At 72.5% G+C, this 26,173-nt stretch carries 22 protein-coding genes and 2 tRNA genes; 17 read left to right on the top strand and 7 right to left on the bottom strand.

Annotated features, from left to right (window positions below; genetic code table 11):
- The first annotated feature begins 7 nt into the window (after window positions 1-7).
- Window positions 8-1,825, top strand: coding sequence for a glutamine--fructose-6-phosphate transaminase (isomerizing) (glmS, locus tag V4Y04_RS13135; RefSeq protein WP_332427892.1), 1,818 nt, complete (start codon window positions 8-10; stop codon window positions 1,823-1,825).
- A 186-nt stretch (window positions 1,826-2,011) separates the two neighbouring features.
- Here the strand turns inward: glmS and V4Y04_RS13140 are convergent, their stop codons facing one another.
- Window positions 2,012-2,554 carry a universal stress protein gene (locus V4Y04_RS13140; protein ID WP_332427894.1) on the bottom strand — a complete coding sequence of 181 codons (543 nt, stop codon included), beginning with the start codon at window positions 2,552-2,554 and terminating at the stop codon, window positions 2,012-2,014.
- A gap of 879 nt (window positions 2,555-3,433) precedes the next feature.
- On the opposite strand from V4Y04_RS13140, the gene V4Y04_RS13145 reads away from it, so the two are divergent.
- The 3 genes from V4Y04_RS13145 (at window position 3,434) to V4Y04_RS13155 (ending at window position 5,764) form a co-directional block, all read left to right on the top strand.
- Window positions 3,434-4,726: a helix-turn-helix domain-containing protein gene (locus tag V4Y04_RS13145; protein WP_332427896.1), complete on the top strand. Its 1,293-nt coding sequence runs from the start codon at window positions 3,434-3,436 to the stop codon at window positions 4,724-4,726.
- Between the two features lie 221 nt (window positions 4,727-4,947).
- Window positions 4,948-5,550: an oligoribonuclease gene (orn, locus tag V4Y04_RS13150; RefSeq protein ID WP_332427898.1), complete on the top strand. Its 603-nt coding sequence runs from the start codon at window positions 4,948-4,950 to the stop codon at window positions 5,548-5,550.
- A 141-nt stretch (window positions 5,551-5,691) separates the two neighbouring features.
- Window positions 5,692-5,764, top strand: a tRNA-His gene (locus tag V4Y04_RS13155).
- Between the two features lie 123 nt (window positions 5,765-5,887).
- Here V4Y04_RS13155 and V4Y04_RS13160 read toward each other — a convergent pair.
- Complete coding sequence (locus tag V4Y04_RS13160; RefSeq protein WP_332427900.1) at window positions 5,888-6,943, bottom strand: LacI family DNA-binding transcriptional regulator; 1,056 nt, start codon at window positions 6,941-6,943, stop codon at window positions 5,888-5,890.
- A gap of 346 nt (window positions 6,944-7,289) precedes the next feature.
- Here V4Y04_RS13160 and V4Y04_RS13165 point away from each other — a divergent pair, with 346 nt between their 5' ends.
- From V4Y04_RS13165 to V4Y04_RS13180, 4 genes are all read left to right on the top strand, one after another.
- Entirely contained in the window at window positions 7,290-8,648 is a 1,359-nt protein-coding gene (locus V4Y04_RS13165; RefSeq protein ID WP_332427902.1) for an ABC transporter substrate-binding protein, read from the top strand.
- Between the two features lie 5 nt (window positions 8,649-8,653).
- On the top strand, window positions 8,654-9,676 hold the full coding sequence (locus tag V4Y04_RS13170) for a carbohydrate ABC transporter permease (protein ID WP_332432820.1): 1,023 nt from the start codon (window positions 8,654-8,656) through the stop codon (window positions 9,674-9,676).
- Window positions 9,677-9,688: 12 nt separating this feature from the next.
- The gene (locus tag V4Y04_RS13175) at window positions 9,689-10,594 is read left to right on the top strand and encodes a carbohydrate ABC transporter permease (RefSeq protein WP_332427904.1); all 906 of its coding nucleotides are present in this window, start codon (window positions 9,689-9,691) and stop codon (window positions 10,592-10,594) included.
- A 195-nt stretch (window positions 10,595-10,789) separates the two neighbouring features.
- Window positions 10,790-12,229 carry a GH1 family beta-glucosidase gene (locus V4Y04_RS13180; protein WP_332427905.1) on the top strand — a complete coding sequence of 480 codons (1,440 nt, stop codon included), beginning with the start codon at window positions 10,790-10,792 and terminating at the stop codon, window positions 12,227-12,229.
- Window positions 12,230-12,488: 259 nt separating this feature from the next.
- Here V4Y04_RS13180 and V4Y04_RS13185 read toward each other — a convergent pair whose 3' ends face one another.
- Both V4Y04_RS13185 and V4Y04_RS13190 read right to left on the bottom strand, forming a co-directional pair.
- A complete protein-coding gene (locus V4Y04_RS13185; RefSeq protein WP_332427907.1) occupies window positions 12,489-13,898 on the bottom strand; it encodes a sensor histidine kinase in 1,410 nt (469 codons plus the stop codon).
- On the bottom strand, window positions 13,895-14,614 hold the full coding sequence (locus tag V4Y04_RS13190) for a response regulator transcription factor (protein WP_332427908.1): 720 nt from the start codon (window positions 14,612-14,614) through the stop codon (window positions 13,895-13,897). Before V4Y04_RS13190 ends, V4Y04_RS13185 begins: the two co-directional genes overlap by 4 nt.
- A 108-nt stretch (window positions 14,615-14,722) precedes the next feature.
- On the opposite strand from V4Y04_RS13190, the gene V4Y04_RS13195 reads away from it, so the two are divergent.
- A complete protein-coding gene (locus V4Y04_RS13195) occupies window positions 14,723-15,355 on the top strand; it encodes a hypothetical protein (protein ID WP_332427910.1) in 633 nt (210 codons plus the stop codon).
- A gap of 131 nt (window positions 15,356-15,486) precedes the next feature.
- Here the strand turns inward: V4Y04_RS13195 and V4Y04_RS13200 are convergent, their stop codons facing one another.
- A complete protein-coding gene (locus V4Y04_RS13200; RefSeq protein WP_332427911.1) occupies window positions 15,487-16,356 on the bottom strand; it encodes a spermidine synthase in 870 nt (289 codons plus the stop codon).
- A gap of 42 nt (window positions 16,357-16,398) precedes the next feature.
- Window positions 16,399-16,899 carry a hypothetical protein gene (locus V4Y04_RS13205; protein WP_332427914.1) on the bottom strand — a complete coding sequence of 167 codons (501 nt, stop codon included), beginning with the start codon at window positions 16,897-16,899 and terminating at the stop codon, window positions 16,399-16,401.
- Window positions 16,900-17,273: 374 nt separating this feature from the next.
- Between V4Y04_RS13205 and V4Y04_RS13210 the strand changes: the two genes are divergently transcribed.
- Entirely contained in the window at window positions 17,274-18,716 is a 1,443-nt protein-coding gene (locus tag V4Y04_RS13210) for a tetratricopeptide repeat protein (protein WP_332427915.1), read from the top strand.
- A 128-nt stretch (window positions 18,717-18,844) separates the two neighbouring features.
- Here the strand turns inward: V4Y04_RS13210 and V4Y04_RS13215 are convergent, their stop codons facing one another.
- Window positions 18,845-19,441: a histidine phosphatase family protein gene (locus tag V4Y04_RS13215; protein ID WP_332427916.1), complete on the bottom strand. Its 597-nt coding sequence runs from the start codon at window positions 19,439-19,441 to the stop codon at window positions 18,845-18,847.
- A 183-nt stretch (window positions 19,442-19,624) separates the two neighbouring features.
- On the opposite strand from V4Y04_RS13215, the gene V4Y04_RS13220 reads away from it, so the two are divergent.
- The 7 genes from V4Y04_RS13220 to V4Y04_RS13250 all read left to right on the top strand — a co-directional run bounded on the left by V4Y04_RS13220 (window position 19,625) and on the right by V4Y04_RS13250 (window position 26,166).
- Complete coding sequence (locus tag V4Y04_RS13220; RefSeq protein ID WP_332427917.1) at window positions 19,625-20,599, top strand: phosphatase PAP2 family protein; 975 nt, start codon at window positions 19,625-19,627, stop codon at window positions 20,597-20,599.
- Window positions 20,580-21,776, top strand: a complete 1,197-nt coding sequence (locus tag V4Y04_RS13225; RefSeq protein WP_332432821.1) for a hypothetical protein — start codon at window positions 20,580-20,582, stop codon at window positions 21,774-21,776. Before V4Y04_RS13220 ends, V4Y04_RS13225 begins: the two co-directional genes overlap by 20 nt.
- Window positions 21,767-23,440: a hypothetical protein gene (locus V4Y04_RS13230; RefSeq protein WP_332427919.1), complete on the top strand. Its 1,674-nt coding sequence runs from the start codon at window positions 21,767-21,769 to the stop codon at window positions 23,438-23,440. The genes V4Y04_RS13225 and V4Y04_RS13230 overlap by 10 nt, the downstream gene beginning before the upstream one ends.
- Window positions 23,437-24,789, top strand: coding sequence for an AAA domain-containing protein (locus V4Y04_RS13235; RefSeq protein WP_332427921.1), 1,353 nt, complete (start codon window positions 23,437-23,439; stop codon window positions 24,787-24,789). Before V4Y04_RS13230 ends, V4Y04_RS13235 begins: the two co-directional genes overlap by 4 nt.
- A gap of 105 nt (window positions 24,790-24,894) precedes the next feature.
- Window positions 24,895-25,266 carry a hypothetical protein gene (locus tag V4Y04_RS13240; RefSeq protein ID WP_332427922.1) on the top strand — a complete coding sequence of 124 codons (372 nt, stop codon included), beginning with the start codon at window positions 24,895-24,897 and terminating at the stop codon, window positions 25,264-25,266.
- Between the two features lie 200 nt (window positions 25,267-25,466).
- A complete protein-coding gene (locus V4Y04_RS13245) occupies window positions 25,467-26,102 on the top strand; it encodes a bifunctional DNA primase/polymerase (protein ID WP_332427924.1) in 636 nt (211 codons plus the stop codon).
- Window positions 26,093-26,166, top strand: a tRNA-Lys gene (locus V4Y04_RS13250). The genes V4Y04_RS13245 and V4Y04_RS13250 overlap by 10 nt, the downstream gene beginning before the upstream one ends.
- The last annotated feature ends 7 nt before the right edge of the window (window positions 26,167-26,173 follow it).

Below are 26,173 nucleotides of genomic sequence, written 5' to 3' on the forward strand. Positions count from 1 at the left end.
ACCACATATGTGCGGAATCGTCGGATACATCGGCAGGCGTGAGGTCGCCCCTCTGCTGCTCGAAGGTCTGCAGCGGCTGGAGTACCGGGGCTACGACTCGGCGGGCATCGCCGTCACGTCCCCGAAGGCCGCCGGTCTGAAAACGGTCAAGGCCAAGGGCCGGGTGCGCGACCTGGAGGCGAAGGTCCCGGCCCGCTTCAAGGGCACCACGGGCATCGCCCACACCCGCTGGGCCACCCACGGCGCCCCGTCCGACGTGAACGCGCATCCGCACCTGGACGCCGAGGGCAAGGTCGCGGTCGTCCACAACGGCATCATCGACAACGCCGGTGAGCTGCGCCGCAAGCTGGAGGCGGAGGGCGTCGAGTTCCTCTCCGAGACGGACACCGAGGTCCTCACCCACCTGATCGCCCGCTCGCAGGCCCTCAAGCTGGAGGACAAGGTCCGCGAGACGGTGCGGATCATCGAGGGCACCTACGGCATCGCCGTGCTGCACGCCGACTTCCCGGACCGCATCGTGGTGGCCCGCAACGGCTCGCCCGTGGTGCTCGGCATCGGCGAGAAGGAGATGTTCGTCGCCTCGGACATAGCCGCCCTGGTCACCCACACCCGGCAGATCGTCACCCTCGACGACGGCGAGATGGCCACCCTCAAGGCCGACGACTTCCGTACGTACACCACCGAGGGCACCCGCACGACGGCCGAGCCGACCACCGTGGAGTGGGAGGCGGCCTCCTACGACATGGGCGGCCACGAGACCTACATGCACAAGGAGATCCACGAGCAGGCCGAGGCCGTGGACCGGGTGCTGCGGGGCCGGATCGACGACCGGTTCTCCACCGTGCGCCTCGGCGGCCTGAACCTGGACGCGCGGGAGGCCCGCCGGATCCGCCGGGTGAAGATCCTCGGCTGCGGCACCTCGTACCACGCGGGCATGATCGGCGCCCAGATGATCGAGGAGCTGGCCCGCATCCCCGCCGACGCCGAGCCGGCCTCCGAGTTCCGTTACCGCAACGCGGTCGTCGACCCCGACACCCTGTACGTCGCGGTGTCCCAGTCCGGTGAGACGTACGACGTGCTGGCGGCGGTGCAGGAACTGAAGCGCAAGGGCGCCCGGGTGCTGGGCGTGGTGAACGTCGTCGGTTCGGCGATCGCCCGCGAGGCGAACGGCGGCATGTACGTGCACGCCGGGCCCGAGGTGTGCGTGGTGTCCACCAAGTGCTTCACCAACACCACCGTCGCCTTCGCCCTCCTCGCCCTGCACCTGGGCCGCACCCGCGACCTGTCCGTGAGCGACGGCAAGCGGATCATCGAGGGACTGCGCAGGCTCCCGGGGCAGATCACCGAGATCCTGGAACGGGAGGAGGAGATCAGGAAGCTGGCCCTGCAGTACGCCGAGGCCCGCTCGATGCTCTTCATCGGCCGCGTCCGGGGCTACCCGGTGGCCCGTGAGGCGTCGCTGAAGCTGAAGGAGGTCTCCTACATCCACGCGGAGGCCTACCCGGCGTCCGAGCTCAAGCACGGCCCGCTGGCCCTGATCGAGCCCGCGCTGCCCACGGTCGCGATCGTCCCCGACGACGACCTGCTGGAGAAGAACCGCGCGGCGCTGGAGGAGATCAAGGCCCGCAGCGGCCCGATCATGGCCGTCGCCCACCGGGAGCAGGAGAAGGCCGACCACACGATCGTCGTCCCGAAGAACGAGAACGAGCTGGACCCCATCCTCATGGGCATCCCGCTCCAACTCCTCGCCTATCACACGGCGTTGGCCCTGGGCCGGGACATCGACAAGCCCCGCAACCTCGCCAAGTCGGTCACCGTCGAGTAGTCGGGCGAGCAGCCGGCCGAGCAGTCGGGCGACCGCCCCCGAAGGCCTCCGGACGCCCGCGTGGGCGGGGCAGGGACCCCGCCCCGCCCACGCGCGGTCCTTCACTCCGGCCCCCGTCACGCCGGTCCCCGTCGGCCGCGGTCCGGTCCCCGTCGGCCGCGGTCCGGTCGCCGGCCGGCCGACGCGTCAGGGAATGACCACGACCGGGCGCTGGGCCCGCTTGGCGAGCCGGCCCGCGACGGAGCCGAAGAGCCGGCCGACGAGACCGTGGGTGGAGCCGACGACGATCGCGTCGGCCTCGTACTCCCGGCCGACCTCCTCGAGTTCGTGACAGATGTCGCCGCCGCGCTCGACCAGGATCCAGGGCACCTCGGTGAGGTAGTCGGCGCAGGCCAGTTCGAGACCGAGGACCTCGGTGCGATGGTCCGGGACGTCGACGAAGACCGGGGGCTCACAGCCCGCCCACACCGTGGTCGGGAGCCGGTTGGCGACATGGACGATGATCAGCGCGGAACCGAAGCGCCGGGCCATGCCGATCGCGTACGCGAGGGCGCGCTCACTGGAGGTGGACCCGTCGAAGCCGACGACGACGCCGTGCCGGAACGCCGGATCACAAGGGTGGCGCGACTGAGCCGCGCCCAAGGGCTCGGCGCCCAGCGGCTCTGCCGCCGCGGGGTCGACGAGGGGTCGCTTGCGGTCCGCGGGTTCGAAGAATTCGTGACCGGCCATGGCTGTCTCGGCGTTGTGATCCTTGTTGTGAGGGACGACAGGCTGCGTCGGAGCTGTGTCCGGGAATCATCTTCCCAACCCCATACCCCCAAGGGTACGGCGGCACTCCTCCTTCACGCAGATCCCGCCCACGCTGGCCGACGGGTATCCCGGAGCATGCCCGAGGGGACACCCGTCACGCAATGGTCGCTGCGTTGTACAGGCGGTTTGCACAGGGCAGGCCCAGCCGCGAGAGTGGGGCGCGCCGGGAGCGCCGACGCCGCGGGCACGGTGACCGACGCCCGCCCGCACACTGAAACCCCCGTGCGCCGCGCCGCGCGAAGCGCCCGCCACGACCGGAGTCGAAGCGGACCCGGAGCGGGCCCTGAGCCGACCCGGAGCCGACCCGGAGCGGGCCCGCCGGGCCGACCCCGCCCCACTCCTCCCGCCGGCCCGCGACGGGCCTCGGAACGGACGCGTCGGACCGGTCCGCGACCTGGCGGAGAGACACCGGTCGCCTGACCGGTTTCCGCGCACGCGGCCGTATGTTTTCAGCCAACTTCCCTAACCTGCGCATCGACTGGTGCGACCACCCCCCAACCCCCGTTCGACCTGCACGGACAGGGTCCGGAGGGCCCCGCACACCCTATGGGGATTGGCCACCGCGACAAGGCGCACTTCCCTGCACGCCCCACGAGTGCAACCCTTCGTGATCGAATGCTTCACGCCAAGTTGCCAAGTCGACAATCCGCCGGGGGCCGAACTGGCCACCCGGGCAAGGCGGGACACAGTAGATTCGATCTTGACTGTCTTACGGCGGGGGACTCGTGCAGGACCGAGGGGAAACGTGCAGGTGCGACACAACCGAGGAGCCGCGACCACCGAGGGGGGCTTAGCAGTATGAGCCACGACTCCACTGCCGCGCCGGAAGTCGCGGCCCGGAAACTCACCGGGCGACGCCGCAAGGAGATCGTCGCGGTGCTGCTGTTCAGCGGCGGCCCCATCTTCGAGAGTTCCATACCGTTGTCGGTGTTCGGCATCGACCGCCAGGACGCCGGCGTGCCGCGCTACCGCCTGCTGGTGAGTGCCGGCGAGGAGGGCCCGCTGCGCACCACGGGGGGTCTCGAACTCACCGCGCCGCACGGCCTGGAGGCGATCGCGCGGGCGGGCACCGTTGTCGTGCCCGCCTGGCGTTCGATCACCTCGCCACCACCGGAGGAATCACTCGAGGCGCTGCGCCGGGCCCATGAGGAGGGCGCCCGCATCATCGGGCTGTGCACCGGAGCCTTCGTGCTCGCGGCGGCCGGCCTGCTGGACGGCCGTCCGGCGACGACCCACTGGATGTACGCGCCGACGCTGGCGAAACGCTATCCGTCGGTGCACGTCGATCCGCGCGAACTCTTCGTGGACGACGGCGACGTGCTGACCTCCGCCGGTACGGCGGCCGGAATCGATCTGTGCCTGCACATCGTGCGCACGGATCACGGCAACGAGGCGGCGGGGGCACTCGCCCGGCGTCTCGTCGTCCCGCCGCGCCGGGCGGGGGGTCAGGAACGCTACCTGGACAGGTCTTTACCCGAGGAGATCGGCGCCGACCCGCTCGCCGAGGTCGTCGCCTGGGCACTGGAGCACCTCCACGAGCAGTTCGACGTGGAGACGCTGGCGGCACGCGCGTACATGAGCCGTCGTACGTTCGACCGCCGCTTCCGCTCGCTGACCGGCAGCGCGCCGCTGCAGTGGCTGATCACGCAGCGGGTGCTGCAGGCACAGCGCCTGCTGGAGACGTCGGACTACTCCGTGGACGAGGTCGCGGGCCGCTGCGGCTTCCGCTCACCGGTCGCGCTGCGGGGCCACTTCCGGCGCCAACTGGGTTCGTCCCCGGCCGCCTACCGGGCCGCGTACCGCGCACGGCGCCCCCAGGCGGAACGGCACCAGGGCTCCGACGGCCTCCTGAACACCCCGGGAGCCGTCCCGTCCGGACCGGCGCACCAGCACGGGCATACGGGCCACCCCGGCCAGGCGCCCGCCGCGCTGCATCCGGACAGCCCGGTGCCGCACCAGTCCCGGCGTGCGGCGGCCGCGAGCGCCCTGGGCGGGCCGCCTTCGGCGTCCTCGGCCGACCCGGGCCGTGAGGCCCGCGAGGCGTACGCCCAGGCCCGGGCGAGCGTGCCGGGCCAGCGCAGCGCGCCGTGAGGCGGACCTGAGACGAGCGTGCAGGACGGGCGGGTCCGAGCAGGGCCCGCGGCAGGCGACAGTCGGCACTGCGGGCCGGAGGCGGAATCCTCCGGCCCGCAGTGCTGCCGCCGCCCCGCCCCGCACCCCCTGCCGCCCCTTCCCGCCCTCTCCCCGTCCGCGCCGTACACCCCGGTCCCCGCCCGGCCCCCTGTGCTCCTGCGCCCCGTAAGGTAAGACATATGAACGATCGCATGGTGTGGATCGACTGCGAGATGACCGGCCTCTCGCTGTCCGACGACGCGCTCATCGAGGTGGCCGCCCTCGTCACCGACTCCGAGCTGAACGTGCTCGGTGACGGTGTCGACATCGTCATCCGCCCGCCGGACGGGGCACTGGAGACGATGCCGGAGGTGGTGCGTCAGATGCACACCGCGTCCGGACTGCTCGACGAGCTGGCGGACGGCACCACACTGGAGGACGCCGAGCAGCGCGTCCTCGCGTATGTGAGGGAGCACGTCAAGGAGCCCGGCAAGGCCCCCCTGTGCGGCAACTCCGTCGGCACGGACCGCGGATTCCTGCTGCGGGACATGCCGACGCTCGAGGACTACCTGCACTACCGCATCGTCGACGTGTCCAGCGTCAAGGAGCTGGCGCGCCGCTGGTACCCGAGGGCGTACTTCAACAGCCCCGAGAAGAGCGGCAACCACCGCGCGCTGGCCGACATCCGCGAATCCATCGCGGAGCTGCGCTACTACCGCGAGGCCGTCTTCGTACCGCAGCCGGGCCCCGACTCGGACACCGCGAAGAAGATCGCCGCGAAGCACGTCCTGCCTGCGCAGTAGGCACGCGCCGGGCGCACGACGGGCGCATTCGGGGGCCGTCCGGAGGGCGCCGCGAAACCGTGGCGCGAGCACCCCTTCGGACCAGGTACACTTTTTCTCGGCCGGTCGGGAAAGATTCAGTCTCCACCGATGACGGCCATGGTGGGTGTAGCTCAGCTGGTAGAGCACCTGGTTGTGGTCCAGGAAGTCGCGGGTTCAAGTCCCGTCACTCACCCTGAATGAAAGAGGCCCCCTCGGGGGCCTCTTTCGCGTTGCGGGCCGGCCGCTCACCCCGCCGGCCGCTCACCCCGCCACCGGTGCCGCGTACGTCACGGCACCGGTCCGAAGCCGTCGGCCGCTACGACGAGGCCCGCTCCACCAGCTCCGTGGCCAGCACCACCTGGCGTCGGTCCAGTTCCCGGGAAGCGGGCGGTCGACGGTCGGCGACCTCGGCGAGGAGCAGGTCGATCATCGCGCGGCCCATCTCCTCGATGGGCTGGCGCACGCTGGTCAGCGGCGGGTCCATGTGGCGGGCGATGGCGGAGTCGTCGTAGCCGACCAGGGCCACGTCGTCGGGGATGCGGCGGCCCGCCTCCCGCAGCGCGTGCCGGGCACCGGCGGCGGTCACGTCGGAGGCGGCGAAGACCGCGTCCAGGTCCGGGCAGCGCTCCAGCAGTGCCGTCATCGCGCTCCGGCCGCCCTCCTCGGAGAAGTCACCCGCCTCGATCATCAGGTCGTCCGCGGGGTGGCCCGCGTCGCGCAGGGCGTCGCGGTAGCCGTCGACGCGCCGCTGCGCGCCGTACACGTCGAGGCGGCCGGTGATGTGGGCGATGCGGCGCCGGCCCCGGCCGAGGAGGTGCTCGACGGCCTGCCGGGCACCGCCGTAGTTGTCGGAGTCGACCGAGGTCAGCGTCTCCGCGGCCGACCGGGGGCCGCTGATCACCGCCGGGATCTCCAGCTGGGCGAGCATGTCGGGCAGCGGGTCGTCGGCGTGCACGGAGACCAGCAGCACACCGTCCACCCGGTGCGCGGCCAGGTAGTCGGCGAGGCGCTGTCGCTCCCGGTCGCTGCCCGCGAAGATCAGCAGCAGCTGCATCTCGGTGTCGGAGAGCGCCGCCCCCACCCCGCGCAGCATGTCCGAGAAGTACGGCTCGGCGAAGAAGCGGGTCTCCGGCTCGGGCACGACCAGCGCGATCGCGTCGGTGCGGTTGGCGGCGAGGGCGCGGGCAGCCGTGTTCGGGACGTAACCGAGCTCGGCGACGGCGGCCTCCACGAGGGCGCGGGTGGCGTCGCTCACCCGGGGTGACCCGTTGATCACCCGGGAGACCGTGCCCCGGCCGACACCGGCGCGCGCCGCCACCTCTTCGAGGGTGGGGCGGCCACCCCCGCGGCCCCGCGCTCCGTGGCTTGCCATGTACGCCCCGCCTTCCGTCGCATGTCCCGCTGGCCTGGAATCTAACAGCCCTGTCAGCGGCGGCGACCGCTGCCAGGGCTGCCGTCCGGGGCTCCGGGCCGTCCGTCGGCGGGGACCGGGCGTCCAGTTAACAGCCCGATAACTGAACGCAGTTCTCCCCGTCCGGTCCCTTGACACCCCCGCCCAGACCCGCGACTCTTCAACACATCACTTGTGGGAGCGCTCCCACGGTACCTGACACATACACAACCCGCACGTTCCCCACCCGCGCCGCAGCATGCAGGAAACGGGCCCAACCACGCCGTTGGCCGGGGGGTCGGCACGTCAGGGCAACAGGAGGACGCACATGCGAGCACGTACCCTCCCCCACTCTCGGCAGCGCTCGAACGGGGGGAAGCCCATCGCCCGCAAGGCGCTGGCCGTCGCAGCGGCGGTGGCGCTGAGCACCGGGCTGCTGGCCGGCTGTGCCGACGACGGCGGAGACGGCGACTCCGGCTCCTCGTCGGGCGGCGAGGGCAAGACCACGATCCAGCTGGGCTTGTTCGGCACCATGGGATTCCAGGAAGCCGGTCTCTACACCGAGTACGAGAAGCTGAACCCGGACATCAAGATCGCCCAGAATGTCATCGAGCGGAACGAGAACTACTACCCGGCGCTGCTGAACCACCTCACCACCAACAGCGGTCTGATGGACATCCAGGCGATCGAGGTCGGCAACATCGCCGAGGTCGTCGGCACCCAGGCGGACAGGTTCATGGACATGTCCAAGGTCGAGGGCGTGAAGCCGGAGAACTGGCTGGACTGGAAGTGGAAGCAGGCCACCACCAAGGACGGCCAGACGATCGGCCTGGGCACCGACATCGGCCCGATGGCCATCTGCTACCGCAAGGACCTCTTCGAGAAGGCCGGTCTGCCCACCGACCGCGAGGAAGTCAGCAAGCTGTGGGCGGGTGACTGGAAGAAGTTCATCGAGGTCGGTGAGAAGTACAAGAAGAATGCCGACAAGAGCACCTTCTTCATGGACTCCCCCGGTGGCCTGATCAACGCCATCCTCAGCAGCGAGGAGGAGAAGTTCTACGACTCCTCCGGCGAGGTCATCTACAAGAGCAACCCCGCCGTCAAGGCCGCCTTCGACCTGACCTCGGAGGCCGCCTTGAAGGGGCTGGTCCAGTCGCAGACGCAGTTCCAGCCGGCCTGGGACACGACGATCGCCAAGAGCAAGTTCGCCACCGTCGCCTGCCCGCCATGGATGCTCGGCACCATCAAGGGCAAGTCCCAGCCGGACGCCGCCGGCAAGTGGGACGTGGCCGTCGCACCCAGGTCCGGCAACTGGGGCGGCTCCTTCCTCGGCGTGCCCAAGAGCGGCAAGAACGTGAAGGAGGCGCAGAAGCTGGCGGCCTGGCTGACCGCGCCGGAGCAGCAGGCCAAGCTGTTCGCCGTGCAGGGCAGCATCCCGAGCGCCCCGGCCGCGTACAAGCTGCCCGAGGTGCTGGACGGGAAGAACGAGATGACCGGTGACGCGCCGGTCGGCACGATCTTCTCCGAGGCCGCCCAGCAGATCCCGGACCAGGTGATCGGCCCGAAGGACCAGATCATCCAGCAGGGTCTGACGGACAACGGCGTCATCTTGGTGACCAAGGGCAAGTCGCCGGAAGAGGCATGGGAGACGGCCACCAAGACCATCGACAACAACCTGGACAAGTGACCCGCATGGCCACCCGCCACCACACCGCCGCGCCCCCCGTGAAGGGGGGCGCGGCCCCGGGCCGTCCGCCCGGGAGCTCCGGATCCTCGGATCCTGAGACCAAGGAACAGCGGCGCCGGGCCAAGCTGTCCCGCCGCTGGCAGCGCGACATGCGCTGGAGCCCGTACGCGTTCGTCTCGCCGTTCTTCCTGCTGTTCCTCGCCTTCGGCCTGTTCCCGCTGCTCTACACCGGCTGGGCCTCGCTGCACCAGGTGGAGCTGACCGCCCCGACCGACATGAGCTGGGTGGGGCTGCGCAACTACACGCGGATCTTCGACGACGAGTTCTTCTGGAACGCGGCGCGGAACACCCTGACCATCGGCGTCATCTCGACCGTCCCGCAGCTGCTGATGGCGATGGGCATCGCTCACATCCTCAACTACAAGCTGCGCGCCTCGACGTTCTACCGGGTCGCGATGCTCGCGCCGTACGCCACCTCGATCGCCGCCGCCGCCCTGGTGTTCGTGCTGCTCTTCGGGCGTGACTACGGCATGATCAACTGGGCGCTGGACTTCGTCGGGATCGACCCGATCGACTGGCAGGGCGAGAAGTGGCCCTCGCAGTTCGCCGTCTCGTCGATCATCATCTGGCGCTGGACCGGTTACAACGCGCTGATCTACCTGGCCGCGATGCAGGCGATCCCGCAGGACCTGTACGAGTCGGCGGCGCTGGACGGCGCCAACCGCTGGCAGCAGTTCATCCACGTGACGCTGCCCTCGCTGCGCCCGACGATCCTGTTCACGGTGGTGGTCTCCACGATCGGCGCCAGCCAGGTCTTCGGTGAGCCGCTGCTGTTCGACGCCAACAAGGGCGCGTCCGGCGGCGCGGAGCACCAGTTCCAGACGCTCGGCCTGTACCTGTACGAGCAGGGCTGGGTGAACCAGCACCTGGGCCGTGCCTCGGCGATCGCCTGGACGATGTTCGCGATCCTGATCGTCATCGGCCTCATCAACCACGTCATCTCGCGCCGGCTGCGCGCCAGCAGTTAAGGAGTTGTGGCCGTGACGACGACTGTGACGCCCCCTGAGACCACGCCCGCCAAGGAGCCGAAGCGCCCACGCCTGCCGAAGTCGGCGCGGGCCGGCGGAACGCTGCACGGCGGTCCGATCGCGTACGCGATCCTGATCGTGTTCACGCTCGTGTCGCTGTTCCCGCTGGTGTGGACCGCGATCGCCGCCTCCCGGGACAACCAGCGCCTGGCGGATACCCCGCCGCCGTTCTGGTTCGGCTCGAACCTGTTCAAGAACCTGGAGATAGCCTGGACCGACGCCAACCTCGGGGAGGCCTTCCTCAACACCACGATCGTGGCGGGCATCTCGGCGGTCACCGTCGTCGTCCTGTCGACGATCGCCGGATTCGCCTTCGCCAAGCTGCGCTTCAGGGGCCGCAACGCGGCGATGCTGATCGTCATCGGCACGATGATGATTCCGCCGCAGCTCAGCATCATCCCGCTGTACATGATGGTCGCCAAGCTGGACTGGACCGACCAGCTGCAGGCGGTCATCTTCCCGTCGCTGGTGAGCGCCTTCGGTGTGTTCTTCATGCGGCAGTACCTGCTCCAGGCACTGCCGGACGAGGTCATCGAGGCCGCCCGGGTGGACGGTGCGAGCAGCTGGCGCGTGGTGTGGCACGTGGTTTTCCCGGCCGCGAGGCCGGCGATGTCCGTGCTCGGCATGCTGATGTTCGTGCAGACCTGGAACGACTTCCTGTGGCCGTTCCTGGTGCTGACCCAGACCGGCAACCCGACCGTGCAGGTCGCGGTCGCGGGACTCGGCCGCGGTTACACCCCGGACCAGTCGCTGATCATGGCGGGTGCGCTGCTGGGCACGCTGCCGCTGCTGCTGGTCTTCGCGATCTTCGGCAAGCAGATCGTGGGCGGCATCATGCAGGGCGCGGTCAAGGGCTGACGCGCGCATCCCCTCCTCGTACATCCCTTTCAGGGGCCGGGACACCGGCGCCTCGGCCCCTGCCCGTCCCCCTCCTCCCTGTCCGTTCCTCTTCTCTTCTCCCCCTCTCTCCCCCTCTCCCCTCTTCCCCGCTACTCCTTCCCCCTGCTCACTCCGACTCGCAGGTCCTCCACGACCGCCTATGGGAGCGCTTCCATGTCTGACTCCGCAACGCCGTTGACCCCGGCGGCTTTTCCCCCCGCCTTCCTCTGGGGCTCCGCGACCTCCGCCTATCAGATCGAGGGCGCGGTGCGGGAGGACGGACGGACCCCGTCCATCTGGGACACCTTCAGTCATACGCCGGGAAAGACCGCCGGCGGCGACACCGGTGACATCGCCAACGACCACTACCACCGCTACCGCGACGACGTGGCGATGATGGCGGACCTGGGCCTGGGCGCCTACCGCTTCTCCATCTCCTGGTCCCGGGTGCAGCCGACCGGCCGCGGCCCGGCCGTGCAACGCGGCCTGGACTTCTACCGCAAGCTGGTCGACGAGCTGCTGGAGCACGGCATCAAGCCGGCCGTCACCCTCTACCACTGGGACCTGCCGCAGGAGCTGGAGGACGCGGGCGGCTGGCCGGAGCGTGACACCGCCTACCGTTTCGCCGAGTACGCGCAGATCGTCGGCGAGGCGCTCGGCGACCGGGTGGAGCAGTGGATCACGCTCAACGAGCCGTGGTGCAGCGCCTTCCTGGGCTACGCGTCCGGCGTGCACGCGCCCGGTCGTACCGACCCGGCGGCCTCGCTGCGGGCCGCCCACCACCTGAACCTGGCACACGGGCTGGGCACCAAGGCGCTGCGGTCGGTGATGCCGGCCCGTAACTCCGTCGCGCTCAGCCTCAACACCTCGGTGGTGCGGCCCCTTTCCCCGGACGACCCGGCGGACCTGGCGGCGGCGCGCAAGATCGACGACCTGTCCGGCGGCATCTTCCACGGCCCGATCCTGCACGGCGCCTACCCGAAGACGCTGCTGGAGGCGACCTCGTCGCTCACCGACTGGTCGTTCGTCCAGGACGGCGACCTGGAACTGATCCACCAGCCGCTGGACGCGCTGGGCCTCAACTACTACACGCCCACCCTGGTGTCGGCGGCGGACCCGGACGCGAAGGGTCCGCGGGCCGACGGTCACGGGGCGAGCGAGCACTCGCCGTGGCCCGCCACGGACGACGTCGCCTTCCACCAGTCTCCGGGCGAGCAGACCGCGATGGGCTGGTCCGTCGACCCGACGGGCCTGTACGACCTGATCATGCGCTGCACCCGCGAGGCGCCCGGCCTGCCGCTCTACATCACCGAGAACGGCGCGGCCTACGACGACAAGCCCGGCGCCGACGGCGCGGTGCACGACCCGGAGCGCGTCGCCTACCTGCACGGCCACCTCTCCGCGGTCCGCCGGGCCATCACCGACGGCGCGGACGTACGCGGCTACTACCTGTGGTCCCTGATGGACAACTTCGAGTGGGCCTACGGCTACGAGAAGCGCTTCGGCGCGGTGTACGTCGACTACACGACCCAGCAGCGGACCCCGAAGTCCAGCGCCCTCTGGTACGGCCGGGCGGCTCGGTCGGGAGCCCTGCCGGAGCCGGACGGCATCTGAACCTCCCGGGAACGGGGGACACGGGGGAACCGGGAGCGGGGGAACGGGGGCGGGGGAACGGGGGCGCGGTGTCTCAGGGGGAGCGCCGCGCCCCACGCGGGTGGTCCCCCGCACGGGTGTCCGCACCCCGCCCGGGGCGTGCCCGGGGCCGTCTTCCTGCCGGGCGGTGCCCGGACAGGTACCGGGGCGGACGCCCGGACCGACGCGCGCCCCGGCCGGACGGGAACCGGCCGGGGCGCGCGCCGGTGTGTTCTCCGGGTCAGGCCCGGAACGTCGGCACCAGGCGCCCCGGGCGACGGCGGCGTACGGTCCCGCGGTGGCCGCGGCCCCGGCCGCGGGGCGCGCCCTCGCGTCCGTCCAGCTGGATCCAGATCCGTACCTCGGTTCCGCCGAGCATCGACGAGCCGATGCGGACGTCCCCTCCGGTGGCCTCCGCGAGACGGCGCACTATGTCCAGGCCGAGCCCGGTGGAGCCGTCGTTGCCGGAGCCCCGGCCGCGGGCCATCGCCGCCTGGGGGTCGGGTATGCCGGGACCCGCGTCGGAGACGAGCACGATCACCGCGTCCTCGCCGTTGTGCACGTCGACCGCGAAGGCGGTGCCCTCGGGGGTGTGCCGGAAAACGTTGCCGAGCAGGGCGTCGAGGGCGGCGGCCAGATCGGCGCGGGCCACGGGGATGCGTACGGGGGTGTCCGCGCCGGCCACCCGCCAGGTACGGCCCTCGTCCTCGGCGAGCGCCGACCAGAACACCATCCGCTCCCGGACCACTTCGGCCGCGTCGCAGCCGGCGCCGGGGCCGGCGGCTGCCGTCTGCGGTTTGGCGTCCCGCGCGGTGCGGATGATGATGTCGACCTCGCGCTCCAGTTGTTCCACCGCCGCGCGGGTCTGTTCGGCGGCCGGTCCGTCGCCGAGCGAGGCTGCGTTCAGCCGCAGCACGGTCAGCGGGGTGCGCAGCCGGTGGGAGAGATCGGCGGCCAGTTCCCGCTCGTTGGCGAGGAGTTGTACGACCTGGTCGGCCATGGAGTTGAACGCCACGGCCGCCAGCCGCAGTTCGGTCGGCCCCTTCTCCGGCACCCGCGCACCCAGTTTGCCCTCCCCCAGTTCGTGCGCGCCCTCGACCAGCCGTTGCGCGGGCCGCACCATCCGTACGCCCAGCCGGTCGGCGACCGCGACCGAGCCGAGGACGAGGGCGGCGCCGACCGCCGCGAGCACCGCCCAGGCCGTGCCCACCCCGTTGGTGACCTCGGACTCGGGGACGTACACCTCGACCACGGCGATCTCGCCGCTGCTGAGCGCGACCGGCTGGAGCAGCGCGGAGCCGCCGGACACCGGGGAGGTGGAGACGCGCCCCAGGTTCCGTACCGCCTCGATGTCCTCGGCGGTGGCGTGCCGGCGGCCGATGTCGAGGGGCTTCTCGCCGTCCGCCGCGGGGATGTGCACGGCCATCCCGGCATCGGACCCGCCGGAACCGGCGGAGGCGACGACGCGTTCGAGCTGGCCGCGGTCGGTGGTGATGGACAGCGCGGGGGCAACCGCGGCGGCTTCCCGTTCGGCGTTGGAGAAGGCGCGGTCGCGGGCCATCTCGCGGATGACCAGACCGAGCGGCACCGCGAAGGCGACCACGACCATCGCGGTCACCGCCACGGACACCTTCACCAGGGCCCACCTCATCGCGGCTGCTCCGCTCCGGGGACCTGAGCGGCGGGCGGCTCCAGTTTCACGCCGACGCCCCGCAGGGTGTGCAGATAGCGCGGCCGGGCGGCCGTCTCCCCCAGTTTCCGGCGCAGCCAGGAGAGATGGACGTCGATGGTCTGGTCGTCGCCGTACGACTGCTGCCACACCTCGGCGAGGAGTTCCCGGCGGGCGACGACGACACCTGGCCGCCCGGCGAGGAAGGCGAGGAGATCGAACTCACGCCGGGTCAGGTCGAGCCGTACGCCGTCGAGTTCGGCCTGGCGGCGCAGCGGGTCGACGGTCAGTCCGCCGACCCGGATCACCGGGGACGGCGCGGCCTGACCCGCGAGGGAACGGGCCCGGCGCAGGACGGCCGCCATGCGGGCCGAGAGGTGTTCCACCGAGAAGGGCTTGGTCAGGTAGTCGTCCGCGCCGGCGTTCAGCAGCCGTACGATCTCCGCCTCGTCGTCCCGCGCGGTGGCGATGATCACCGGCACGTCCGTGATGCCGCGCAGCATCTTCAGTGCCTCGGAGCCGTCCAGGTCGGGCAGCCCGAGGTCCAGGATGACGACGTCGAAACGGAAATGGGCGACCTCGCGCAGCGCCTCCAGCGCCGTCCCCACACTGCGCACGGTGTGCGCGGCATCGGTCAACTGCCGGATGAGCGCCGAGCGTACGAACGGGTCGTCCTCGACCACGAGAACACTTGCCATGGGCGGCACCGTACGCCATGCCGGGCGGGCCGGCGGCGGCCTGTGGACAACTCCGGATCCCGGAGGGGACGCGACACCCGTGGGGCGGGTGAGGCAGTATGGCCGGCGATGCGCAGAGGACTCGTACACCTGTTGGCCTGGCTGCTCGCCACGGGCGCGGCGGTCACGCTGTCGTGGTGGGGGGTGCACACCGTGATGGCGGGCACCGCCTACGACCCTCCGCGTGCGCTGCCCGTCCCGGCCGGGGACGCGACGACGCAGGAGTCGAAGCCGGTGTCGTCCTCGACCCGGCGCCCCTCCGACGGGGAGACGCCGAAGGACGCCGGGGACGACAAGGACGGCGAGGGCTCGAAGGACAAGGGCGCCGGCAAGGACGCGAAGGACGCCGAGGATTCGGACGCGAAGGCCTCCGAGTCGTCGCGGCAGTCGGCTCGGGAGCCCGGCGGGACGTCCGCCGCACCCGAGCCGAAGCCGGCCGACCCCGGGCCGGCCGGCGGCGACCCGGCCCCGGCGGCCCCCGGCGAGGTCAAGGCCTACGACACCGCCGGCGGCCGGGCGGTCTTCGACCTCGGCGAGACGTCCGCTTCCCTGGTGTCGGCGACGCCCGGGGCGGGCTGGTCGATGCAGGTGTGGAAGACGGAGTCGTGGATCCGGGTGGAGTTCGCGTCGGGCGCGGACCGGGTGTCGGTCTTCTGCACCTGGCACGACGGCCCGCCGCGCGTGGAGATCGGCACGTACTGACCGGCGCAGACCGACCGGCACGGGCTGACCGGCACGGACCGACCGGCACGGACCGACCGGCACGGACCGACCGGCACGGACCGACCGGCACGGACCGACCGGCACGGACCGACCGGCACGGACCGAGGCGGTCAGCGGAACACCGATGCCGGTGGCGCGGGTGAGGCGACCGCCGCCAGGTCGGTGACCGGGGCGGCTCCGCCGGCGAAGTTCCTGAGTTCCGGGCCGTGCTGGACACGGCCGGGGTGCGGGTCGGAGGCCGCGCGGCGGGTCAGTTCGGCGATCGGGAGGGGCAGATCGGAGGCGACCAGCACGGCGTTTCCGAAGCGCTTGCCGCGCAGGACCACCGGGTCGGCGATCAGAGCGAGTTCGGCGAACCGGGCGGCGGCGGTGGCGATCTGGCCGCGCAGATGGGCCAGCGGCGGTCCGTCGGCGAGGTTGGCGGCGTAGACCCCACCGGGTGCGAGGGCTCTGCGGACGTCGTCCAGGAATTCGGTCGAGGTCAGGTGGGCGGGGGTGCGGGCGCCGCTGAACACGTCGGCGACGACGAGGCCGGCCCATCCGTCCGGTACCTTCGCGAGCCCTTCCCTGGCGTCCACCGAGCGCACCCTGATCCGTGACCTGGGGTCGACCGGCAGCTCCCGGCGGACCAGTTGCACCAGCTTCGCGTCCCGCTCGACGACCTGCTGGGTGGACCGGGGCCGGGTGGCGGCGACGTACCGGGCGAGGGTGAACGCGCCGCCGCCGAGATGCACGGCCTGCAGGGGCCGGCCGGCCGGTGCGACGGTGTCGACGACATGTCCGAGCCGCCGCTGGTACTCGAAGGAGAGGTACGCCGGGTCGTCCAGGTCGACGTGCGACTGCGGGGCGTCGTCGATCAGCAGCGTCCACGCCCTCGGCCGCTCCCGGTCGGGGACGAGCCGGGCGAGCCCCCCGTCGACGCTCTCGACGACGGTGTCGGCGGCGGCCTGCCCGCGCCCGGAGTTCCTGGTCCTGCCCATGGGGCCATTGTCACCCGACGCCCGCCCCCCTCACCCATCCCCTCACCGGCCCCCCTCACCGGCCGCCCGCTCACCACCCGCCCGCGGCGGCCCCCACCGGTAACCGTCCACCGCGTCGATCAGACGCTGCGCCTCGCCCAGCGCCTCCCGCAGGGCCGCGGGGTCGGTGGCGAGGTCGGTGCCCTCGGGCGGCAGCAGCCAGTCCGAGCCCTCCATCGGCGGCTCGGGGGCGGAGGCCTCGGGTGCGGAGGCCTTGAGGTCGGAGGCCTTGAGGGCGAGGGCCGGGTGCGGTCCACGGCCGTCGGTCTCCCAGCAGGTGCTGCCCGGCACGTCCCACTCCGCGGCCGTCCCCGGCGGCACCAGGAACCCGAGCGTGCGCCCGCCGTCGTCGTGCAGGACGGGACCCACCGCGTCGCCCGCCTCACCGCGCCGGAGGATGTCGACCGCCTCCAGGCCCTGGCGGGCCGGAACCGTCACCACGTCGCAGCCGCCCGACGGCCCGCCGCGCGGCGTCCGGGGTTCACTGCTCCGGCTGTTCGTCATCCCGGCCTCCACATCCCGGCCTTCGCATGTCCGGCCTCCACCACCCGCGCTCCTGCGGCCCCGCCCGAACGGGCGGGGCCGGGAACCGGGAGCCGAATGCGCTCCCGGTCCGTCTCCCGGTCCACCGGTTCAACGCGGCGGACCGTCAACGGCTACGGCGGAACCCAATAGCACAGAATGGCAGTTCATGGCGGATCACGTACGAGATATCCGGTTTGTTGCCAAACTTTGCGTGGCGGCTCCGTCACAGCGGGTACGTTCTTGCCCGCCGGTACCAGAGCGGCGCCGCGCGGCACATGGACGCACCATGACGAACCGCAAGAAACCGCCCTGATGTCCGGCATGGTTCGACGGTTCGCAGAGAGGACCCGGCCATGGCGTCGTCAACGGTGCCCTCGTCACCACCCGACCGGCCCCCGCGGCCGAATCTCGTCTTCCGGCAACTGCGCGGACCGCGCTCGCCGGCCGAGTTCGCCGCGTCGGTCCGCCGTGCCGCTCGCGAGATCGGCGAGCGGGTCAGTTGTGACGCGCGGTATGTGCACCGGGTGGAGGCGGGTGAGATCCGCTGCCCCAACTACGCCTATGAGCGGGTGTTCCTGCACATGTTCCCCGGCCGCACGCTGACCGACCTGGGCTTCGCGTCCCGCGCGTCGGTCCGCGGGCGCCGGACGCGGGACGCCGGGGGCACTCCCCCGGCGCCCGCCGGGGCCCCGGCGCTCGTCACCGGTGAGAGCAGCGGGGCCGCCGAGCCCTATGACACGCAGAACCCGTACGACACGCACCACGACTACGAGGAGAGCGACGTGCTGCGTCGCGCATTCATGACCCGCGGGGGCGCCACGGTGGCCGCCGCCTCGCTGAGCCCGCTCGCGCTCGCCCCGGACGCCTCGGCGGCACAGCACGCCGTGCGCCGCCCCGGTGCGAGCGACGCCGGAGCCCTGGAAGAAGCCGTCCGCCACATCCGGCTGCTCGACGACCGGCACGGGGCCGACGGCCTCTACCGACGGGCCTCCGCACCGCTGCGCGCCGCCTACGCCCTGCTCGACGCCGGCGCGACCCGGCAGCGGACGGCGGACCGGCTGTACGCGGGCGCCGGTGAACTGGCCATCTCGGTGGGCTGGCTGGCGCACGACTCGGGCCGCTTCGACGACGCCCGCTCGCACTACGCGGAGGCACTGGCGACCGCGCGGGTGACGGGAGACTCAGGGCTCGAGGCGCACGCCTTCTGCAACACCGCGTTCCTCGCCCGCGACGCGGGCCGGCCGCGGGAGGCGGTGCGGGCGGCGCAGGCGGCGCAGCGGGCCGCGCGCCCGCTCGGCTCGCCCCGGCTGATGTCGCTGCTGGCGCTGCGCGAGGCGGGCGGCTGGGCGGGGCTCGCCGACCGGGCGGGCTGCGAGCAGGCGCTGGCCCGCGCGCAGGCCTACTTCGACCGCGGCACCACGCCTGCCGACCCCGAGTGGATGACCTTCTACGGGGAAGCCGAGCTGGAGGGCCTGGAGGCCCAGTGCTGGTCCACCCTGGGCGACTGGCCGCGGGCGGCCCGGCACGCGCGGCGGGCGGCGGAGCTCCAGGACCCGCACTTCACCCGCAACATCGCGCTGTACACGGCGGAGCTGGCGGACGACCTGGCGCGCGGCGGACACCCCGACGAGGCGGCCGCGGCGGGGATGCGGGTACTGGACCTGCTGCTGGAGGTCCAGTCGTCCCGGGTCCGGACGATACTGGCGGGCACCGCGCGCGTCCTGCTCCCGCACCGCCACGCCTCGGGCGTCTCGGCCTTCCTGGACCGCCACGCCTCACTCCCCCGCGCGGTGTGACCGGCACCCGCGCGGTGTGACCGGCACCCGCGCGGTGTGAGCAGCCGCACGCGCGCGGCGACCGGCACCCGCGCGGGTGGCCGGTTCCCGCGGGCGACCGGCGGGAACGACGGACGGCCCCGAGGCGTTCAGCCCGCCAGGTGCCCCAGGTCGTTCCAGCTCTCGACGGCCGGTTCCCCGTACGCCCAGCCCAGGACCGACAGGGAGGTCGGGTTGAGGCGGATGCGGGCCGCGAAGTCGAGCGGCAGTCCCAGCCAGCGGGCGCCGATGGAACGCAGGATGTGCCCGTGGGCGAAGACCAGGACGTCACGGTCGGCGGAGCGCGCCCAGGCCACGACCTCGTCCGCGCGGGCCGTCACCTCCCCGAGGGTCTCCCCCTCGGGGACACCGTCCCGCCAGATCAGCCAGCCGGGGCGGTCCGCCTGTATCTCCGCGGGGGTCAGTCCCTCGTAGGCGCCATAGTGCCACTCCATGAGGGTGTCCCAGGGCTGCGCGCGCTCGCCGAACCCGGCGAGTTCGCAGGTCTCCCGTGCGCGGGAGAGCGGGCTGGTGCGCACCTCGATGCCCGGCACCCCGTCGTACGGCGGCCGGTGCAGGCGCTCACCGAGCAGCTTGGCACCCTGGCGGCCCTCGTCCAGGAGCGGTACGTCGGTCCTGCCGGTGTGCTTGCCGGACAGCGACCACGCGGTCTGTCCGTGCCGGGCCAGCAGCATGCGCGGTGCCATGGGAGACCTTCCGGAGAAATCACAGGTGGAACCCCTTCATCATCGCGCACCCTGGATACGGGCAACCCGGTGGGCGATCCCGACGTCTATCAGGGCCGAGGCGCCTCCGCGGGGTGCGTCCACACCGTAGAGTGGCCGACCGCCGCAGGGGCGTCGTATCGGAACGAGGGAGAGGGCGAACGGATGCCGCACACCGAGACACCGGGTACCGAAGGGGCCCCGGCGACCCGGCTGCGCTGGTGGACCGAGCTGCCGCTGATCCTTCTCGTGTACGCCTGCTACTCCGCGGGGCGGCTGTTGGTCCGGGGCGATGTCACCGACGCCGTGGACCACGGTCTGGCGATCCTGCGCATCGAGCAGGCGCTGTACCTCAACGCCGAGCACCCGCTGAACCGTCTCTTCACGCGCGAGCCGTGGCTGGGGATACCGGCCGACTTCTGGTACGCGTCGCTGCACTACCTGGTGACGCCCGTGCTCCTGGTCTGGCTGTTCCGCTCCCGCGCGGTGCGCTACCGCGCCGCCCGCACCTGGCTGATGACGTCGACGTTCATCGGGCTGATCGGCTTCACGCTGCTGCCCACCTGCCCGCCCCGGCTGCTCGACGCGAGCCACGGCTTCGTCGACACCATGGCCCAGTACAGCTCGTACGGCTGGTGGGCGGGCGAGGCCAGCGCCCCCAGAGGCCTGGGCGGACTGACCAACCAGTACGCGGCGATGCCGAGTCTGCACGTGGGCTGGGCCCTGTGGTGCGGGGTGATCCTGTGGCGGTACGGCGGTACGCGCCCGGCGAAGACCGCCGCTGTGATCTACCCACTGGTGACAATCGTCGTGGTGATGGGCACCGCCAACCACTACTTCCTCGACGCGGTCGCGGGTGCCGCCGTGATGGGCGCCGGACTGCTGCTCACACCGGTCGTGTTGCGCACCACGGACCGGGTGAGGGCCCGTGTGCTGCCGCGCTTCGCACCGGCCCCGGTGGTCTCCTCCGTCCCGGGTTCCCCGATTGTCAGTGACGGATGCCAGACTTCCACGGGTGAGCAATTTCCAGGGCAGCGGCAGCGACAGCTCGAGCCACGGTTCGCCTCCGGAACCGAGCCGGGCGACTCCCCTCCGGCCCACGGGGAAGACGCCGAGACAGCTGCGGCACCGGCTCGCTGAACTGCGCGGTCCGGACGTACGGGCCAAGGCGCTGGACGCGCGCGCCCTCGCCGCCCTGGCCGCCAACCCGGGCTGCGAGCGGCGCGCGATCCTCGACGGCGCGGGGGTGGACAAGGCCACGCTCGCGGGCGCGTTGGGCTCCCCGTCGGTCTTCGGCCAGTCCCAGTTCGCGTTCGTCCGGGGCAACGCGTTCGAGGCCAAGGTCAAGGCCGACGGCGGTACGGAGCTGCTGCGGCTGGTCCACGAGAAGCTGGACCGCTCGGCCGAACCGCCCGCCGCCGCCCGGGTGCCCGACCTGTCCGCGGCGGGCCACGCGGGGCGTGCGGCGCGTACGGAACTGGCGCTGGGCGAGGCCGTCCTGGCGCCGGGCGAGTGGACGCTGCTCGACCATCCGCTGCTCGCGCTGGACGTCGCCGGTTCCCCGGCCTTCCTGGAGCCGGACGCGGTGGTGGTGCACCCGGACGGCAGTTGGACGGTCGTGGAGATCAAGTCCTTCCCCCTGCTGGACGGGTCCGCCGATCCGGCGAAGGTCGGCGCGGCGGCCCGGCAGGCGGCGGTGTACGTCCTCGCACTGGAGGAGGTCGCCGCCCGCCTCGCCACCGCACCGGACGCCCCGAACACCCCGAACGCCTCCGGCGGGGCTCCCCGGGTGCGGCACCGGATCCTGCTGGTGTGCCCCAAGGACTTCTCCAACCTGCCGACCGCGTCCGCGGTGGACGTGCGCAAGCAACGTGCGGTGACCGCCCGTCAGCTGGCCCGGCTCACCCGCATCGAGAACATCGCCGACACGCTCCCGGACGGCACCTGCTTCGCCCCCGAACTGCCCCGCGAGCGGCTGACGGCGTCCGTGGAGTCCGTCCCGGCGAGCTACGCGCCGGAGTGCCTGTCCGCGTGCGAACTGGCCTTCCACTGCCGGGACCGTTCCCGGGCACAGGACGCGGTGACCACCCTGGGCCGCCCGGTCCGTGCCGAACTGGGCGGCCTGACCACGGTCGAGGACGTACTGGCGGCGGCCCGCGGTGAGCTCGGCGACCCCGACGATCCGACGGTCGCCGCCCTGCGCAGGGCGGCGGCACTGCGCGCGGAGGCGCTCGCCGGAGCCGAGGCGTTCGCCGGCACGCGGGCCCTCGCCGGCGTGGCGGGGACCGCCCCCGCGGAGGTGGCCCCTTGTCTCTGATCACCACCCTCGCCCGCCTCGAGGCCGTCAGCACCGGCCGTGCCCGGCCCGCCGCCACCGTCCGGCACCGGCATCTGTCCCGGCGGCCCCTGGTGTTCGTGCCGCTGACCACCGCCGGTGAGGCGGGCGCCCCGCTCGGCGCGCTGGTGGGCACCGACCGGGACGCGCCCCGGCTGCTGGCCGTACCGCAGCCGCGCGACCGTGATCTCAGGTTCGCGTTCCTGGCCGAACTGGCCGACGTGGTCCTGCCCTACATCGACGGCTGCGCCGAGGCCGTGGAGGCCGCGGAACGCAGCGAGACCGACCCGGAGACCGGCAAACGGATCAAAGTCGAGGTCGAACTGTGCGCGGACGCCCCGCAGCTGATCGTGCCGAGCCGGGCCGGTGTCGAGCTCGTACGGCTCCTCGGCCGTTCCACGCGGTTCAGGCGCACGGCGGAGCAAGACCCGGAGGCGCCCTTCCCGGCGCCGCCCCGGGTTCCGTTGCTCGGACGGTGGCTGACGCACTTCGGGGAGCGGGCCCGGGTGCCCGGGTCGTCGCTGCTGCCCGCCATGACCGATCTGCTGGGCCGGCACTGGGCTACCGGGCAGTCCACCCTGGAGGACCAGCACCTGGGGGCGCTGCTCGCGTGGATCGACCCGCCCGCGGGCCGCTCGGGCGCCGAGGCCGCGCGGGAGGCGGAGCTGGCTCGGGACGCCGACGGGCAGTTGCGGTGCCCGCCCGCGGGCCCGGCGACCGACCCGGCGTTCGACAACAAACTGCTCGCCCCGGCGATCGAACGGTACGACCGCGCCCGTACGGCGCTCGCCGCCGCGCAGGACGGCCTGGAGGCCGACGAGCGGCTCGGCGCGCTGACGGCGGCGGAGCGGGAGATCCGCTCCCTGGTGGAGAGCCGTACGCGGCCCACCTGGGACGCGGTGTGGCGGGGCCTGGACCTGCTGCGCGCGCTGCCCGAGGGCACGCGGGTCGAGGAACGGTGGACGCGCGACCGCTGGTCGTTCACCGGCCACCGGGACCGGGTGCTGGCCGGAGAGCCGCCGCAGCCGCGCCGCGACGACGCGGTGACCGCGGCCAACAAGCTCGCCACGCGCGAGCGGGAACAGGCCCGGCTGGAAGCGCAGGAAGCCTTGGACGACCCGTTGGTGATGGCGGGCCGGCGGCTGTCCGGGGAGGCGTTCGCGGGCGAGGTCACCGACGTCGTCATGGCGTACAGCGAGAGTAAGCGGCCGAGCCCGCGCCCGCTGGTCACCGTCCGCACGGACGACCGCCCGCACCTGGGCGCGCGGACCCGGGTGTACCGCTCGCTCGGCGGAAAACCGCAGGCGGCCGAGTTCGTCGCGTACGAGGACGAGACCGACAGGCACGGGAGGGACGGCGCCGAAGAGGGATCGGCCGGGGAGGGGCTGTCCGGGGAGGGGGCGGTCACCGGCGGGCTGCTCGTCCTGCGGATCATGGACAAGATGGGCCGCGGCAAGGAGCCGGAGGCGGGTTCGGTGCCGGAGAAGGGCGACCGCGTCTGCTTCACCCTGTTCGAGCACGAGCCGCGCGGCGGGGCGAAACTGCCCGACCCGGAGGAGACACCGTGGACACACGGCGGCCCGCCCGGCGCGGAGGCCGCCACGCAGGAGCCCGCCGACCCGGTGACCGAGGAGGACGTGCTGTGACCCGCCACTCATCCGCCGAGGCCGTCTTCGACGCCGGCGCGGCCGCCACCCGTGCCACCGACGCGATCCTGCGCGACACCCTGTACGGCACCGCCCGCGGTGTGGTCGTCGACTCTCCGCCCGGCGCCGGCAAGTCCACCCTCGTGGTCCGCGCGGCGCTGGAACTGGCCGACGCGGGCCGCCCGTTGATGGTGGTGGCGCAGACCAACGCCCAGGTCGACGACCTGGTGCTGCGGCTCGCCGAGAGGAACCCCGCCCTGCCGGTCGGCCGGCTGCACAGCAGTGACACCGACCCGTACGACAAGGCGCTCGACGGGCTGGACAACGTCCGCAAGTCGGCGAAGGCGGCCGACCTCGCCGGGCTCGACGTGGTCGTCTCGACGGCCGCCAAGTGGGCGCACGTCAAGGGCGTCGAGCCATGGGCGCACGCGATCGTGGACGAGGCGTACCAGATGCGTTCGGACGCGCTGCTCGCCGTGGCCGGGCTGTTCGAGCGGGCACTGTTCGTGGGTGACCCGGGGCAGTTGGACCCGTTCTCGATCGTGGGCGGCGAGCAGTGGGCGGGGCTGTCGTACGACCCGTCCGCGTCCGCCGTGACCACGCTGCTCGCGCACAATCCCGAGCTGCCGCAGCACCGCCTGCCGGTGTCGTGGCGGCTGCCCGCCTCGGCGGCGCCCCTGGTGTCGGACGCGTTCTACCCGTACACGCCGTTCCGCAGCGGCACCGGGCACGGCGACCGGCGGCTCGCGCTCGGGGTCCCGTCGGACGGTTCGGGGCCCGACCGGGTGATCGACGAGGCCGCCGAGTCCGGCTGGGGCCTGCTGGAGCTGCCCGCCCGGCACACCCCGCGCACCGACCCGGAGGCGGTACGGGCGGTGGCGCTGGTGGTCCGCCGGCTGCTGGACCGGAAGGGCGCCTCGGTCTCGGAGCGGTCCCCCGAGGCCGTGCCGCTCACCGCCGACCGGATCGCCGTCGGCACCGCGCACCGCGACCAGGCGGCGGCGGTACGGTCGGCACTGGCCGCGCTGGGGGCGGCGGACGTCACCGTCGACACGGCGAACCGGCTCCAGGGCCGGGAGTTCGACGTCACGGTGGTGCTGCACCCGCTGTCCGGCCGCCCCGACGCCACCGCCTTCCACCTGGAGACGGGCCGACTGTGCGTACTGGCCTCCCGGCACCGGCACGCCTGCATCGTGGTGTGCCGGGCGGGCGTCGGCGAGCTGCTGGACGCCTACCCGTCCACGGAACCGGTCCAGCTGGGCACCCTCGTGAAGTTCCCGGACGGCTGGGAGGTCAACCATTCAGTCCTGGCCCACCTCGCCCGGCACCGGATCCCCTGCCGGCCATGACCCCACCGGCCCCGAGGCCCTCTTGCGGGACGCGGGAGAATGGAAGGTGGCCCGCTCCTCCCAGTGGGCCGAAGCGCACGCACGAGCAAGCACGAAGGAGAAGACATGGCGGAGCCCACGCCGCGTCGGGACGCACCGCGGCTACGCCCCGCGCCCCTGTTGTTCGAGCCCACGGCGGCGGCAGCCGATCCGGAGCACTTCTTCGACCTTGAGTCGATCGACGACCCGCGCGCACTGCTGGAGCGGGCGACGGAACTGACGCTCGCGTTCCGTGTGGCGGCGGACCGGGCGATGGAGTTCCAGGCGATGGCGGCGGCCCAGCTGGCCGACCCCCGGCACTTCGACCGGCTGACGGCCGCCGACATCGCCGAGCGGGCCGAGTGGACCGAGGACTACGCGAAGAAGATGGTCGAGTTCGGCCGGGACCTGCTGCGCGGGGGCGAGGGCCAGGACCAGGGCCCCATAGAGCCTTCGTGAGGCACGACGCCCCGTACGACCGCCCCGGGCCGCCGGCCACCGGACCCCGGACCACCGCCCCCGCCCCTGCCTCCCCGAAGTCATCCGGTCGAACAGGCGTGGCATATGCCAGGTGGGCACGATACCTCCCTCACCTCCTCCGCGTCCCCGGTTCCCGCAACTCTGGGAAACCGCTCCCTCACCCCCGGTAGACAGACGGCATGAGCAGTACACGCAACGCCCCTGATGCCGGCCGTGCCACCGGCGCCACCGATGCCACCGGGGTCACCCCGGACGGCGCCGCCTGGCTCGCCTCCGCAGGAACGTATCCGCGCAGTGCGCTCTCCCTCTGGGAGGAGCGGCCGGAGGCGCCGATCGTGCTGCCCTGCGGCTCCGTCTTCGATGTGGTGAGCGCGCCCTCCACCTTCGGACGCCGGATGCTGGACCGGATGTGGGACGAGGGGCCGGGTTCGGGTCCGGTGGCCGGGTTCCGCGGCCGGATGCTGCTGTTCGCGGCACCCGGCACCGCCCAGCGGCTACCCGCGCTGCTGGGGTGGGAGGAGTGGGACGCCCGCGGCAGGGGCCCTGGGGAAGCGGGCCGTACGGGCGCGGTTCCGCCGCTGCTGTGCCACGGCGCCGGAGACGCGGTGACCGTTCCGGCCCCGGCGCCCGGTGCTCGCGCGGACCGTTCCGGCTCCCGTTGGCTGGTCGCCCCGGACACGCGTCATCCCTGGCTGCCGGGCCCGGAGGTGCTGCTCTGGGCGGCCGTACGGGCGGCTCGCGCGGCCGTACGGATATCGATTTTTCCTCCCGCCGATCAGAGTGCTAATGTCTACGACGTCAGCAGGCGCCGCTAGCTCAGTTGGTTAGAGCAGCTGACTCTTAATCAGCGGGTCCGGGGTTCGAGTCCCTGGCGGCGCACGACACG

Origin of the sequence: Streptomyces sp. P9-A2 (genome assembly GCF_036634175.1) — a bacterium.
Classification (GTDB): Bacteria; Actinomycetota; Actinomycetes; order Streptomycetales; family Streptomycetaceae; genus Streptomyces; species Streptomyces pratens.